The sequence below is a fragment of the Sodalis sp. RH24 genome, assembly GCF_047324145.1.
Classification (GTDB): Bacteria; Pseudomonadota; Gammaproteobacteria; order Enterobacterales; family Enterobacteriaceae; genus Acerihabitans.
On record NZ_CP178729.1, the window covers coordinates 559,075 to 573,372 of the forward strand.

14 protein-coding genes and 2 pseudogenes are annotated in these 14,298 nt (G+C 50.9%); 1 reads left to right on the forward strand and 15 read right to left on the reverse strand.

Annotation, left to right across the window (positions count from 1 at the left end):
* Window positions 1-12: 12 nt before the first annotated feature.
* From ACL2XG_RS02490 to ACL2XG_RS02560, 15 genes and pseudogenes are all read right to left on the reverse strand, one after another.
* Window positions 13-1,494, reverse strand: coding sequence for an FGGY-family carbohydrate kinase (locus ACL2XG_RS02490; RefSeq protein WP_413722958.1), 1,482 nt, complete (start codon window positions 1,492-1,494; stop codon window positions 13-15).
* Complete coding sequence (locus ACL2XG_RS02495; protein ID WP_413722957.1) at window positions 1,487-2,845, reverse strand: PTS galactitol transporter subunit IIC; 1,359 nt, start codon at window positions 2,843-2,845, stop codon at window positions 1,487-1,489. Before ACL2XG_RS02495 ends, ACL2XG_RS02490 begins: the two co-directional genes overlap by 8 nt.
* Window positions 2,846-2,920: 75 nt before the next feature.
* A complete protein-coding gene (locus ACL2XG_RS02500; RefSeq protein ID WP_410014826.1) occupies window positions 2,921-3,208 on the reverse strand; it encodes a PTS sugar transporter subunit IIB in 288 nt (95 codons plus the stop codon).
* Window positions 3,205-3,678 carry a PTS sugar transporter subunit IIA gene (locus ACL2XG_RS02505; RefSeq protein WP_410014827.1) on the reverse strand — a complete coding sequence of 158 codons (474 nt, stop codon included), beginning with the start codon at window positions 3,676-3,678 and terminating at the stop codon, window positions 3,205-3,207. Before ACL2XG_RS02505 ends, ACL2XG_RS02500 begins: the two co-directional genes overlap by 4 nt.
* A gap of 71 nt (window positions 3,679-3,749) precedes the next feature.
* Window positions 3,750-4,496 carry a GntR family transcriptional regulator gene (locus ACL2XG_RS02510; RefSeq protein WP_410014828.1) on the reverse strand — a complete coding sequence of 249 codons (747 nt, stop codon included), beginning with the start codon at window positions 4,494-4,496 and terminating at the stop codon, window positions 3,750-3,752.
* A 395-nt stretch (window positions 4,497-4,891) separates the two neighbouring features.
* A complete protein-coding gene (locus tag ACL2XG_RS02515; protein ID WP_413722956.1) occupies window positions 4,892-7,309 on the reverse strand; it encodes a GNAT family N-acetyltransferase in 2,418 nt (805 codons plus the stop codon).
* A gap of 70 nt (window positions 7,310-7,379) precedes the next feature.
* Window positions 7,380-8,408, reverse strand: a complete 1,029-nt coding sequence (gene tdh / locus ACL2XG_RS02520; RefSeq protein WP_410014830.1) for an L-threonine 3-dehydrogenase — start codon at window positions 8,406-8,408, stop codon at window positions 7,380-7,382.
* Window positions 8,409-9,007: 599 nt separating this feature from the next.
* The gene (gene tnpA / locus ACL2XG_RS02525; RefSeq protein ID WP_410014831.1) at window positions 9,008-9,172 is read right to left on the reverse strand and encodes an IS66 family insertion sequence element accessory protein TnpA; all 165 of its coding nucleotides are present in this window, start codon (window positions 9,170-9,172) and stop codon (window positions 9,008-9,010) included.
* A gap of 426 nt (window positions 9,173-9,598) precedes the next feature.
* Window positions 9,599-9,973 carry a type II toxin-antitoxin system PemK/MazF family toxin gene (locus tag ACL2XG_RS02530; RefSeq protein ID WP_413722955.1) on the reverse strand — a complete coding sequence of 125 codons (375 nt, stop codon included), beginning with the start codon at window positions 9,971-9,973 and terminating at the stop codon, window positions 9,599-9,601.
* Window positions 9,973-10,245 (reverse strand): antitoxin, encoded by a 273-nt coding sequence (locus ACL2XG_RS02535; protein WP_410014833.1) that lies wholly within the window; start codon window positions 10,243-10,245, stop codon window positions 9,973-9,975. The genes ACL2XG_RS02530 and ACL2XG_RS02535 overlap by 1 nt, the downstream gene beginning before the upstream one ends.
* An 87-nt stretch (window positions 10,246-10,332) precedes the next feature.
* Window positions 10,333-10,566, reverse strand: a complete 234-nt coding sequence (locus ACL2XG_RS02540; RefSeq protein WP_413723445.1) for a TrbM/KikA/MpfK family conjugal transfer protein — start codon at window positions 10,564-10,566, stop codon at window positions 10,333-10,335.
* A pseudogene (locus ACL2XG_RS02545) lies at window positions 10,564-10,746 on the reverse strand (IS66 family transposase); the annotation flags it as partial. The pseudogene ACL2XG_RS02545 and the gene ACL2XG_RS02540, both read right to left, overlap by 3 nt.
* Window positions 10,747-11,022, reverse strand: a pseudogene (tnpB, locus tag ACL2XG_RS02550) (IS66 family insertion sequence element accessory protein TnpB); the annotation flags it as partial.
* Between the two features lie 448 nt (window positions 11,023-11,470).
* Window positions 11,471-12,163, reverse strand: a complete 693-nt coding sequence (locus ACL2XG_RS02555; RefSeq protein WP_413722954.1) for an SDR family NAD(P)-dependent oxidoreductase — start codon at window positions 12,161-12,163, stop codon at window positions 11,471-11,473.
* Window positions 12,160-13,047 carry an NmrA family NAD(P)-binding protein gene (locus ACL2XG_RS02560; RefSeq protein ID WP_413722953.1) on the reverse strand — a complete coding sequence of 296 codons (888 nt, stop codon included), beginning with the start codon at window positions 13,045-13,047 and terminating at the stop codon, window positions 12,160-12,162. The genes ACL2XG_RS02555 and ACL2XG_RS02560 overlap by 4 nt, the downstream gene beginning before the upstream one ends.
* Window positions 13,048-13,290: 243 nt before the next feature.
* On the opposite strand from ACL2XG_RS02560, the gene ACL2XG_RS02565 reads away from it, so the two are divergent.
* Window positions 13,291-14,214, forward strand: coding sequence for a LysR family transcriptional regulator (locus ACL2XG_RS02565; protein WP_410014836.1), 924 nt, complete (start codon window positions 13,291-13,293; stop codon window positions 14,212-14,214).
* The last annotated feature ends 84 nt before the right edge of the window (window positions 14,215-14,298 follow it).

Below are 14,298 nucleotides of genomic sequence, written 5' to 3' on the forward strand. Positions count from 1 at the left end.
CGCCACCTAGGCTTATTCAGCAATAACACCTTCCTGTTGAAGCTTGAAGCGATAAAACTCCTGCCAGCGTAATTGATAACCTTGCAGCGCCCGGTATCGCCGCATATTGGGAAGATAGCGCGCGGCGACGGTCACCTCCGGCGGCGCCAGCGTCGGACAGGCGGTGAGCAGCGCCCCTACCGAGACGGCTTCATCAAATGCAATGGCGTCCACCGGGCGCTGCAAAATATCAGCTTTTAATTGCAACCAGAGCGGATTGCCTGTGGCCGGTCCAATCACCTTCAGCGTTTGCCCCGTAGGGACACCAAAGCAGGCAAAGCAGTTGACGAATTCCATCGCCAGCCCCAGCGAAATACCAGCGACCAGCGTATCGATGGACAGACTGTCGCCCAGGCCATACAGCAGTCCCCGGGTATGACGGTTCTTATGCGGGGACCCCGAGCCGCGCAAATGGGGGATAAATACCGGCACATCCTCTAGTGTCCACATCTCGTCCAGATAATGCCGGTAGCCGCGCTCCAGGGCAGCTTCGATTTCGCCGAAGGTAAAACGAAAGGTGTTGCTCAGCCATTCCAGGGCAAAACCGCCGACCGGCAAAGAGGCGAACAGGGTATAAAGATCCGGCAACGAATAACGGCCATTGGCCAGTTTGTCCCGGCTTGCCTGTACGCTCAAGGCGGGGCGGGAGTTGAGCAGCAAAATGCCCTCTGTCGTCCCCGTTGAGTTCAATATTTCCCCCGTCTTCATTTGCAGGGCCCGGGCGCCCACCATGTGGTCGTGTCCGGCTAGCGTGACGCTGACGTGTTCGCAGAAACCCAGATCGCGGCCCAGTTCGGGAGCGACCCAGCCCGCAACTTCCCCCGGCGTCAGCAGCGGCGCAAAGGCGGCAAACGGCAGTTGCATAATATCGGCTGCTTCCCGCGACCAGGCGCCGTGGCTGACATCGAGGCAAAGTGTGCGGCTGGCGAGCGTGATCTCGGTGCGTCGTTGTCCGGTTAGCCGCCACAGCAGTAACTCGGGGGCATGCAGCCAGCAGATGTCTTCCCGTCCGTGTAAATGATAGCGATCCAGCAACCAGCGCATTTTGAAAGCGGAGTAGTTACTGTGCGGAGGTAACCCGGTGATGGCATACAGCCTTGCGCTTTCCACCTCGCTCAGCGCCGCCAGATATTCTTCGCCGCGGCGATCATACCAAGCCAGCATCGGCGTCAGGATTTCTCCCTTATCATCAATGAACACACCGGATTCGCCAAAGCTGGCAATGCTGATGCGTCCCACCGGCAGCGATGATTCCGCCGCCAGGCCGGACATTGCCGCCTTAATCTCCAGCCACAGCTGGTCGACGTCAAAATCAACCGCGCCCTGCGTCGATATCAGTTTGGGAGTAACAAATTTTCTGGCCCCCAGCCGCGTGGCATCCTGGCAGGAAAAACAGGTGACTTTACAATTGGTGGTACCGATATCAATGACGATAGCCGCGCTGGAATCAGGCATATACGGTTCTCCGCGTCATTCGGAACACCCCATATAGCACCAGGCCGATTACCGGCACCAAACCGATAGCGATAATGTTGCCGTTAAAGATTTCAAGCAGCCAGAAGCGGAATGGGTTGCCGCCATCCAGGAAACTGGAAACCTGCCCGCTAGAGCCATCAGCAAATTTAAAGTTGACGTCTTTCGCCATAGTGGTGATAAACGGCGCGATTTTGGTGGCAATCCACAGGTCCGCGGCAATGACCGGAATCGCCCCCAGCAGGGTGCGGAAAATGTTGCCGCGGCAGGCCAGCGCAATCATTGACGCCATCACCGCCAGATTCGCCAAATCCCCGAGCGGCAGCACTTTATTTCCCGGCAGAACAAAAGCGATGAAAACCGAAATGGGCGTCAGCAACAGCGCCGTTGAGATAATTGCCGGGTTACCTACCGCCACCGCGATATCCAGCCCGATGTATAAATCATCGCGTCCCGGATATTTGGCGTTGAGGTATTTTTTGATGGCCTCTGACAGCGGCAACAGGCCTTCCATCAGGATGCGGACCATACGCGGCAGAATAAACATTACCCCGCCGATACTGATACCCAATAACAGGATATGTTTGAAATCATAACCGGCGATAACGCCCAGCAGCACGCCAAGGATGGTGCCCACCATCATCGGTTCACCGAAAATGCCGAGCTTCTTCTGCACAGTTTCCGGATCGATATGAATACGGTTAAGTCCCGGGATTTTTTCGATGATTTTGTCCACCAACAGCCCTATTGGGAAGAACACCACCGCGGATAGCGTCGGTAATGAAATACCCTCCAGACCGAAATACTTCTGCACCATCGGCGCAGACCAGTCCGCCAGTTTGAGTACCACCACCGCGGCGATGCCGGCGGCCAGCAGACCAAACACGAAACTGCCCGTACTGTAATAAACCAGGGTACCGGCCAAGGCGAAGTGCCAGTAATTCCACATATCCACATCGACGGTACGCGTCTTGTTAAGCGCCAGCATCGCCACGTTAATCAGGATGGTCAGCGGGATCACGAAAGGCGCGATCGGCGATCCCCAGGTAATGGCGGACAGCGGCGGCCAGCCAAGATCCACTACCGGCAGGTTGATACCGGTACGTTCCACCATGGCCTGGGCTGCGGGTCCCACGTTGCTGGTCAAAATATCAAAAATGGCATAGATTCCCACGAAGCCGATACCGACAGTGAGGGATGAACGCAGCGCTTTGGCCGGTCTTACTTTAAAGAACAAAGCAAGAATAAATAATACCAGCGGCAATAATACCGTCGGGCCAAAACCCAGGATATATTGCACGACCGTATATAGGGTATGGGCTATTTCATTCATGGCAAACCCCTGTTGCAGACGTAACGGGACCTCGCGTTAGCGCCTTTATAAATTAATCGGAATAGTTTAAATTAATTATTTTTGGTCTTTCAGGATCGATGCTATTTTCTCCAGCACCTTATCCTCGCCTATGCCCGTAATTATAGGTAGGCCATTAACTACCGGAATATCCAGTTCATAAGGCACTTTGGTAGTGGATACCACTAAAGTCGCCCCGTCGGTATTGCTCGGCAGGGACGCGACATTAGTTTGTGAATAATTGACATCCAGTCCTTGTTCCTTACAATACTCCATTACCTTTTCGGCCACCGCGGTGGAGGTCGCGATGCCGGTGGCGCATACAAATAAAATAGTCTGGCTCATATTTCACCTCGTTCATTGAGTTTATCTAAAATAGCCTGGTGAATTTGTTCATTACTCATGGCGAATAATTTCTGCATAAACCCGTCATCCTGAATCAGATCCATTATCCAGCCCAGCACATTGAGTTGCTTGTTGCTTTCACTCAGCGCCAGTAAGAAAACCACGCGCACCGGCACCGGGTCTGGCTCACCGCCCATATCCGCGAACGCCACCGGCTCCGGCAGGATACCAATGGCGAAGGCGTTGCGGCGCACATAACGATGATCGGTATGCGGTATTGCTACGCCAACCGGATCTGTAGGCAGGCCGGTAGGGAATTTCTTTTCACGCGCCAGGACATGGTCGGCAAAATCCCCGACCACCTGACCATCGGCAATCAGCGGTTGCGCCAGTCGGCGGATGAGCGCATCAACACTCATTCCCGCAGGGATGCGTTGAACGTACTCGGATTTGAATTCAATGCCCTGCATAAATTCCTCATTAATCACGTTACTCGACAATGGCTTGGATTGATGACGATTGGATAATTATCAAAACCGCCTCAACTCACCTCCCGGCGCTGCAGGATGGTGCCCAGGTAGTATTTATTACCTTTCAGCCAGACATTGCCGAACTCTACGGGCAAAGTCCGGGAGAAAAAAACCAGCTGTTCCAGGTGTAATACCGGCGCTTCTTCGCTGATATCCAGGAAATGACCACGCTCATTACCAATCAACCGGGCGGCGTAACGGCTTTCTGAGTAGCGGATTTTTTGCTGAGAAAGGCGCTCGATCGTTGGAAACAAATTTTCCTTGTTAAAATCCACTTCGGTAATGCCCGGACAAAGCTCAATATTAATACGGTTCTCAATCAGCATGGCCTTTTCATCGCCAATAGAACGCAGACGTTCAAGGTATAAAATGTCCTGCCCCGGTTTTATTTGCAGCTTCTCAGCAACAAAACGATTTGCTGATTCAATTCGTGAAGTTACCACACAGGTGCTGAAGCTGATTTTTTGACTTTCCAGCGATTCGGCAAACGACAATAATCCTTCACCCAGCGGGTAGGCGATGTTCTCCTTTTTGACAAAAGTGCCTTTTCCCTGGACCTGAACCAGCGTCCCGGCTTTCACCAACTGGGCGACCGCCTTCTTTACGGTGCCCCGGCTGACTTCCAGCATGTCCATAATCTGGAATTCAGAGGGAATACGGTCGTCCTCGACCAACTCTCCGGTGTAGATACTTTCTCTTATCCACTCCGCCACCTGCTGGTAAAGTGGGATCTGGGAATTTTTACTTAAAGCTTTCATGGCGCGCACCTGAACATCCTGAGTTGTCTATAGACAATTATGTACAACTTCACGACTATAATATGAAAAACGGCGAATGATGTGATGGAGAGGGGTCACATTTTCAGGGACCGGATCAGGATCGAAAAAAGGTGATATAAGTCACATTTATTCAGAAAGGCAGCTGTCAGAAAAATACTCGGATCAGCATCCCCAATAACGCATGAATGATAGTGTCGCGCGCATTGCGCTGAAATAAATACGGCCGGGGGAGGCCTGGGCGCCTCCCGCGTATTTGTTCATGGGCTCGGACAGCGGTGGCGACCGGCCGGCGCTGATGTACACGCCGATAGGGCGTTGCAAACCCCTTTTTATCAGCCACGCCATCGCGGCGAACCAAGGCGACGACATTCCATTTAGTTTTTCGCTCCTGGCAGATCGCCATGCTCCCCCAATTGTTGCACGTCAACAAATACGCCGTCAGGGTCGTATTCAAGCCTGAGCCTTTGCAATCGTTCCCAATTTTCAGCGGCGAAGCACCTGCTGGTCTCGGCCGCCCTTGTCTCAAGATCGTACTCGTTGATATAACTGCTACGGGCAATCTCCTGAAGCTCGTCATACATCTGTTTTAACCAATATCGATTGATATTGTCATCTTTTGCATCGTTCCATTGGGCGTATGTGGATACAAAAAACTTGCCCTGTGCCGAAAATGCGGCTTGCGGATAGGTGGTCACACCCCGCCAGAGAATCGCTGTAAGGGTACTCCGAGAAGGCGCGCCTGATAAATACCGGGATAGGATGGAAACCAATTCCTGCGTGTTATCTGTAAGGATATTGTCGGCACAAAACCTTTTTGATAACACCATGCCGTTGAACTGCTCGTAAATGGCCTCGAAGTTTGAGGGCTGGTCGATGGCCAAGGCTGTGAGCGGCAGTTCCAGGCTGGCTTCAAAAGATTCGCGTAGCGCCTGCGCTTCTTGCGGGCTAGCGGCGAACGCCAAGATATTTAACTGCACTGCCGGTATGCCACCCGTCGTCGTGGGGCTGACAGACAGCGTCACCTGAAGATTTGCAGGGGGAGATGCGACGTCAAGCCCCGCCAATAAATCGTGCAAATGCGTGAAAGGTAGCGTGTATAAGCTGTTGGTTATTGCCCGAGGCAACGAGTAGCAACTGAGGTAAAAGCGAGTCACGGCAAAAAACGAACAGGGCCCGGCGCCACGAGCGGCCCAGAACAAGTCTGGCTCCTGGGTTTCGGAAACATGTCGTAGACGACCGTCCGCGGTGACAATGTCCAGGGCTTGTACGTTGAACACGCTCATTCCTCCCCATTGGCTGCAGTTGATCCCAAGCCCTCCACCCAACAGGAATCCGCTGATACCCACTTCTTTTACATGCCCTGTGGGAAAAGCCAAACCTTTAGCCGCCAGTGCATGACTCAATTGGCCGCTACTGACCCCAGGTTCAACGATGGCGCGCTTGCGCCGGCTATCGATATCAAGTCCCTTCAAGCCGGAAACGTCCAACATCAGCGAATCAAAGCGAAGAAAACAACCGGCGTAGTTATGCCCATTTCCACGCACGCTCACTTCCATGCCTCGCTCCTTGGCAAATGCAATCGCGCGAATCACATCGGCCTCAGTCGCGGCGCGTACTATTCCGGCAGGTCTACGCGTTGGGCCTCGACCGTTCCAGGTGCTGGTGAGGTACCACTCATCAAAGGCGGGATGCGAAGCAAGACGAACCTCGCCATCCAGTTGCGATGCCAGCTTCAGTCGAGACACAGAAGTCTGCGTAGCGGCGGGTATCCCCAAGTCCTGGCTGACGATGGAATACAGCCGTTTCGGTTTCAATCCCAAGCGAGTCTTGATGCGGGCATTCAAGCGGCCGCCCTCGATAAGATTAATTCCGCTTTCGAATGCATAGCGGTACAGGGCAGCGAAGGCCAGGGTATAAGGGCTGAATTCGGAATGCTCGTAATCCATGCCGGCCGACCAGGCATGGAGAGTTCCGTCTTCCTCGAAGCAGATAATGCCGCTGACAATTTGCCCGTTCTGTTCTACGACGCTAAGGCGAACCAGATCGCCGCAAAGACGGCAAAAAGCAGCCAATTGTGCTTCTGGCCAATAATGCGGCGTCCCCAGCCGTTTGGTTGTCAAATAACACAACCGGGCCAGTTTCTCAATTTCATTATCAAAGGGAGGAGCCAGTATTCGAACTCGCGCACCGCCGCGTTTAAAGATACGAAGCTGGCGTACCATTTCATGACGCCCGTCCTTTGGCAAAGCCTGCACAAAACTGTCAAAATCCGCAAAAGCATCCAGTTCGAGTGTATATTTATCCACCATGTAATTTATATTCAGCCCATAACGTTGAGCTTCACGCAGAAGCACGCCATCCTGCACATTGAGAAAACAGAAATAGCGCGCCTTCTCAGCCAGTGCGATACTCGTAAGAGCATCGAATATTAGGGCATACAGACTAGGGGCATCGCCCAACATCGGGATTGTGGTGTCCGTACAATGCATGATATGACTGAACAGTCCGCGCTCTTCAGGTATTATCGAGAGCTTAGCGGAGGAAACCAATAACCCTAACGGATCAACAGACTTAAAGTCTTGCAGATAAATCGGGACCAGCGCAACCAGCCGCCTTTCCTCCCGCGCCAGCACATAGAAGATTTTACTGACATTTAACAAGGGTGACTGCTCAGCCGCGATAAGAAATCGCAGATCGTAAAACATGGGCGCCTTGCTTTGAAGAAAAAACGCGCGATACTCAGCCGGATCCAGGTCTTTAACGGTATTGATAATATCAAGGGTAATGGTCATCGCAACCTCCGTTGGCTTATCGGACTGGCAAATAATTTTTCTGACAAACAGAGCCGTAACGACTCTGTCCTTAAGTAGACCAATTCAAAATAACCTTGCCGGCTGTCCCTGCTTGCATCGCCTGGAAACCTGCGTGGAAGTCATCGACAGGCAAGCGGTGAGTGATGATATCCCTAACGTTCAAACCGCTTTGTAGCATGTTGAGGGTCTTGCGCCAGGTCTCGAACATTTCTCGCCCATAAACCCCTTTGATACGCAGGCTCTTGCAAACTACTGTATTCCAATCCAATGTCACTTTACGCGTAGGCAATCCCAGACAGGCTATCTGGCCACCGGAAGTCATGGCACCGATTAAGGATTCCAGCGCTTCATTACTACCACTCATTTCAAAACCGATAGGGAATCCATCAGACAAACCGTAACGCTGAGCAACTTCTGTTAACGACGTGTTGTCCGGATCCAGGGTAATCGCGTCGACTATCCGGTTCGCAAGCGCTAGGCGCTCGGCATTGATATCGGCGATGAATATACGATGCGCGCCGACAAATCGCGCAACCGCGGCCGCCATTATCCCAATAGGCCCCGCACCCATGATCAATACATCGTTGCCCACCAAATCAAATGACAGAGCGACATGAACCGCATTACCAAGCGGGTCGAGAATAGCCCCCAGTTCATCGTCAATCTCATCGGGGAGAGCAATAACATTGAATGCAGGCAGCGCCAGATACTCCGCAAAGGCACCGGGATGGTTTACTCCTACTGACAAGCTATGAGGATCCAGATGAAAATTTCCTGCCCTGGCTGCGGTGCAACCGAGATCGACAAGATGTCCCTCACCGCTGACGCGCTGGCCAATGCTTATTTGCGTGACATTACGGCCTACTTCTACAACTTCTCCGGCATATTCATGGCCTGTTACCAGAGGAACGGGTACCGTTTTTTGGGCCCATTCGTCCCAGTTCCATATATGCAGATCCGTTCCGCAAATACCGGTCTTGCGGATCTTGATCAGCACCTCATCATCGCGAACTTGTGGGATCGGTACGTCCTGTAACCAGAGCCCAGCGCGAGGATTTGCTTTAACTAACGCTCGCATATACTGTCTCCTACAGTCATTGTGATACAAGGGACATATTTTTTTGAAACTACTGCTGTCGAATATCGCAACATTATGTTGCTTTAAATAGGCTGGTGGATTTTGTGATGCAATGGATATGTTTTGTAGCAAATATATGTCATGTGGTTCTTGATCAGTATCGCCAATTCTAAAAACTAGAACGTCATTTTCTATTATCAACTTCTTCCTCTTGCCTTGCGCTGTAATGGGTCCTTTCCATTTATCTCAGCATATAATACTAATTATGTATATTTACAGGTGGTTTCTTCATGGTAGAGCTCAATAGGAAGATTAGTTTAATCCATTGAAATATATTGCTATATAAAATTAATTTAGCACTCAAGGCATGAAAATCCATATCTCCGACGGCGCGTTTGATAACTAAATAATTTTTTGACACCAATACGCTGCATTGTCAGGGGTGAAATTAGCGATTTATAGATTTCTTTTTATGAAATCACCGAATTTCTTATATAAATCAGTTGAAAAATACTGTGTTAGGCGCATGGAGTGGGGGAAGTATTTTGCGGTTGGTCCCACTGCGGTAATTTTTATCCATAACATTGCCAGATATGAACCTAACAATAAAAATTACTGAATGTCATACCCTGCTGTTCACAATAAGGCTGTTTAGTTAATCCGCGGTGTTGCCAAGCATCAATATGCTGCTGCTGTTCAGTCCGGGTGTGCCGCTTTATCATGATTGAATTCACGCTGGTAAATGAGTGAAATGAATATTTCATAGCGACTATCTATCAGCGAGGCGATATGCCCGATCCCTAACGCGAAATCGCTACTAAATCAAAAACAAAAAGCCCGCGTCAGGTCATCCCTGACGCGGGCTTTTCTAAAATCTTGGCTCCTCTGACTAGGATCGCCGTTGTCAGTAAGTGGCTAATAAATAATATAAAGCAGGACACTGCTCTTATCAAGACCCCCAAAGTGACCACCACGTAGCGAAGATTGGAATAGGGTATGTGAAAGCACATAATCGTTCCCATAAAGACAGATCAAGGCAGTAAACATGACCGCTTCCGGTGGAACGCGCCATTTACAAGCTAGGCAGCGGCATGATGTTGCGCAACCCACTTAAATTAGTGGAAGATGCATGCTTCCCCAGGTGGATGCCTGAGGAAATTGTATTATAATGGGATATATTCTGGCTGAGATTAATTCAGTTGAGGGTCCAGAATATCAATAACTTTTGCCAAAACCTCGTCAACGATACTAGATTCGGCCGTTGCAGCATATTTTGCCTGACGCTCAATCAGGTCTAAGGATCGAACCTGATAACATAGCGCTACACCGGTAATCTTGCCGGTATCGGTACTTGCACCATCAAAATAAACGGTAACCGCTTCTGATCGAGCCAACCCGCCACCACCGGTGATAGGTACACAAATAGCCGTACCCAACTTTTTGTTAAGCGCCTGCTCAGTGATAATCAGGTAAAAATGCGGGCCTTTAAACTCTCTTCCGCTGACCGGATCGCCGCTCGCATGCCAAATTTCACCCTTCGCCGGGGCGCTTCTTCTGCGAACCATTAAATCACCTCTTTACCGACCGGATGAGAATTCAGCTCGTCATAAGATGCTTCGTTGAACGCACGTACTTCTTCCTCATCAATGCCCTGCAACAACGTTGCGAGCGATTTGCGACCGCGCGCTACCCTGCCTGCCGGTTTAATGCTGATCGTGTCCCCGGAAGCTTTTACATCGAGTTTTATACCTACTTGCCATCCCATATCAGTGGCGATGTCGCTAGGGATTGTAAGAACCACGGCGCCCCCCTGCTGGCGTAAACGAGTAAGTGACATAGTTTTCTCCTAAGCTATCAGTGTAACTTTATCTCATATGCACTCTAGCATAAAATCTCATAAAGTCACACATTTCATCATCGGAAATTAGCTGATGATTAGGCTGATAATTTCCGGGTCCGCTGATTCGCATTCGAGCAAAAATGCTTTACGGGCATCGGCTGTATGGCTGGGGATAAAACCGTGTTTGTTCTTTTTTACGATATGAAAGAAAGAGCGTTCAGCGGGATGACCTTCACTTCCTCCGCCGTTTCCCGTCGTTTTACCGTACATACATAAAACGACTTCACAGGCATCAGCGGCCATCACAGAAGATGACATTTCCGACAGGCGATATAGCGGCAAGTGCCCGGCGTATTTCGCCGTCATCACGCGCGCCAGCAGGCCCGGTCCGGCGATGCCGCGCTCGATGGGACGCGACGGCGCCGGCGCCTGGACGATGACATCGCAGCGGGCGCAGGCTTTCTTTTTACGCCGGGTTTTTATCACCTTGAAGGCGCTTTTGGCTTGCGTCAGTAAGACTTTAACCTCCTTGACCTGCGGCCAGACCAAGCGGCCGCGCTCAAGGCGTTTTGCCTGCAGGCACAGGCCGTCACCGGTTGACCACAGGACCTTTATCAGGTTGCCTCGTTTTTCCCGGAAGACGAAGACATGGCCGGACAATGGATCTTCCCGGAGGGCGGACACGACTTGGCCGGCCAGGCCCTGGAAGCCCTTTCGCATGTCAGTCTGGCCGGCGACCAGCCAGATACGGGTGCCCGCCGGTAAGCCGATCATGATTGCGGGCCTTGCATGAACTCACGAACCAGGACGGTCAGCAACTCGGCCGAAGGTGACGTCAACATCATCCGTCCCCGGGGAAATGTGATTTCACAGGAACAGGGGTGCTCCAGCGGAGATCTCTGCGGGGCAGCAGGCGTCACGGGATTTTCGGTGATATGGACAGGTAAAAGCGTGGGGACGGGCGGGGTGTGACCGGCTATGGATGCTGTCGGAAATCGGGCCAAGTAGCCCGATGGGCAACATCTCAGAACTCACAAAGGTAAAACAGCCGACGGCTAGCGCAAGAATTGCCAGCTAGGTGCGCGCGGTAGCGCGGTCCGGCAAACTCTCTGCTACGGTCCGTTGTGCAGATAATGCAGTATTGTCGGAAGAAGGGGTCGACATAGTGTTCCTCAGCTTTAAAGTGTAATGAACTGCCAACGCCATTAATGGCGCTGATGACTCACCATTCCAGCGTTTTGCCCTGGTAATTAAGGAAAGCGATACCTCGCTGGTTAAAACGGGTCATCAGCATTTCTGTTACGCCGCGTGTACTGGTTTCGATGTCCAGTAGCGCATCAGGACCACCCATTTCAGTACGTACCCAACCGGGCGCTACCGCCGTCAATGACCAAGGTGTCTGCGGGTTTTCTGCGATAAAACTGCGCAGTGACTGATTCAGCGCCGATTTACTGGAACGATAAGGTTCCCATCCACCCTGCGTATTCGCCGCAATACTTGCCAGTTCTGATGACATAACGGCGACCACACCGTCGGCCCGGACCGTCGGTGACAGAATGCGTAAGGCAGACATTGCACCTACGACATTGGTGCGCATTACTGTTAGTAGCCGCTGAGCGAAAGATTCATCAGGAGAGCCCACCGTTCCGGCGTTCACCATCAGCAGATCCAGCGTTTTTCCTGCCAGGCGAGTATACAATTCTTCAAGTGACTCATCGCTGTTCATATCAAGTGTTTCAACAGACAAATGTGAGTCGCGCGCGGCGAGCTGACGCAGTTCAGGGCGGGTTGAGCCCTCACGTTCAGTAGCAATGACTTGCCAGCCACGTTCCAGAAAGCGTTCAGTTAACCCCAGCCCCAGGCCACGACTGGCCCCAATAATTAATGCGGTAGGTTGATTTTCCGACGTATTCATAAAATCTCCGGTTGTTCAGAAAAATGTTTTTTAATCAATGTGCTCAATACGGCTTCTAGTCCAAGTATCCCCACCCGCTGCTCGGTTTGACTGCCTGAAAATGTAATCCAGCCAGCATTGAAGCCATCAAGCATTTTTATTCTTGGTAACGGGTTTTGCATACCCTGAGCAAGAAACAGGGCATTCCAGTCGTAGCGAGGTACGGCATATGCTTTTACCTTCCGTCCCAATAGCCGTGTAAAGCTGGCGGCCAGTTGGTTTGGACTGATACTCTCTGGTCCGCGAAGCTCAATGATCCGCTTTCCGGACCATGTTTCCTGCAACAATGCAGCCGCAGTGCAGCCAACATCAGCAGTAGCCACCATAGGAATAGCCCGGTCCAGCGGTTGCAAAAAAGACGGGATCTCTCCCTGCTCCTGTGCTGAGGGGATATCCCATGCGGCATTTTCAATAAACCAGGCAGCTCTAATGAATGCGGTAGGCAGTGGTAATGTGCCTAATACGTCTTCCATGATTCCCAGTTGGGTTAGCAAGTTCGGCTGCGTGGCCTGTGCACCAATGGTGGATAAACACACCACCTTTTGAGGACGAGTTTCCTCCAGCGCGATACGTAAAGCAGTAATGATTTCACGACTTTCTGGAAAACCCGCAGACGGGTCAAAATTAGGCGGTAAAAGAATGAAAACACCCTCAACATTTGTGAATGCTTTGCTCAGGGCTACCGCATCATTCATTTCTGCAATCGCCACATCACAACCCTGGCTGGCCCAGTACTGACCCTTTTTCACAGAGCGAACAACAGCACGCACTTCATGGTTCTTTGAAAGTAATAAGCGAGCAATCACACCGCCAACCTGGCCAGTAATACCAGTAATAACGAACATAGGTGATCCTCTATGAGTGTATTAATAATGAATGGTGGAAAGTTTACGGTACAAAAATTAGTTAATCCATATCATCAATGTCACATTTGAAGTGACAAAAAATCATTAATTATGGCGGTATATTGGTATTGATCTCACCGGATTATGTAACGCGAAAGGGTATGAATAACTGATAACTCATGACAAAATGTCATGGTTATATAGAGTTCGAGGCCTTTACCAGTCAGAATAAAGGGAGAAAAAATGGCATTCGACGAGCGCATGTTAAAGGGTATGGGCGTACTATCTGCTGTGGTAAATGGTGGGAGTTTTGCCGCTGCGGCTGAAGCATTGGATATGTCCCCATCAGGCGTAAGTCGTGCGATCGTCCGGCTGGAAGGTCGGCTTGGTATCCGTCTGTTTGAACGTACTACCCGAGCAATATCTTTAACTGATGAGGGGCACCGTTTCTATCAGCAAATCGCCCCGTTACTGGCCGGACTGGAAGAGGCCGCAGCTTGTGCGATCAATGGTCGTATTTCCGTACGCGGACGCCTGCGGGTCAATGTGCATCCGTTTTTTTCAAGACTGATACTTGGGCCTCGGTTAGGAAGTTTTCTAAAACAATATCCTGAATTGCAGGTTGAGCTTTCTACTCGTGAAGAGCTGGGCGATCTGGTTGCAGAGGGGTTTGACCTGGCAATTCGTTTTGGTGAACATAAATCCTCGACGTTAGTAGCGCGTAAACTACTAAACACCCGTATTCTCACGGTTGCTTCACCTGCATATATTAAGCAGCATGGAAAGCCAGTGACGCCTGATGATTTGGCTTTACCCGAACACTCATGCATTCAGTTTCGATCTCCCGAAACGGGCAAACTCTTTACCTGGGAATTTCAACGTGGTAAAGAGATAAAATCGCTGAATTTGAGTGGTCAGCTTATTGTGAATAATGTCGGTACTATGCATGGCGCCTGTCTTGCAGGATATGGAATTGCACAGGTCATGGAGTTGGGCGCTGAGCATCTACTAGCACAGGGTAAACTGGTTAATCTGTTCCCTGAATGGCCTGATGAACTTTTTCCACTTTACGCACTATATCCGTCACGCAATCATCTACCGGCGAAAACCCGTGCTTTCCTGGATTTTGTCTCTTCGGTGGTTGCTTGCCCTGTTACACAATCCTGACAAAGGACACCACATCTGTTGGGGAGTGCGGACGAAACTTGGACTGCTTTGGAGGTAGTCCATGTATTCGTTCGAAGAGCGTAT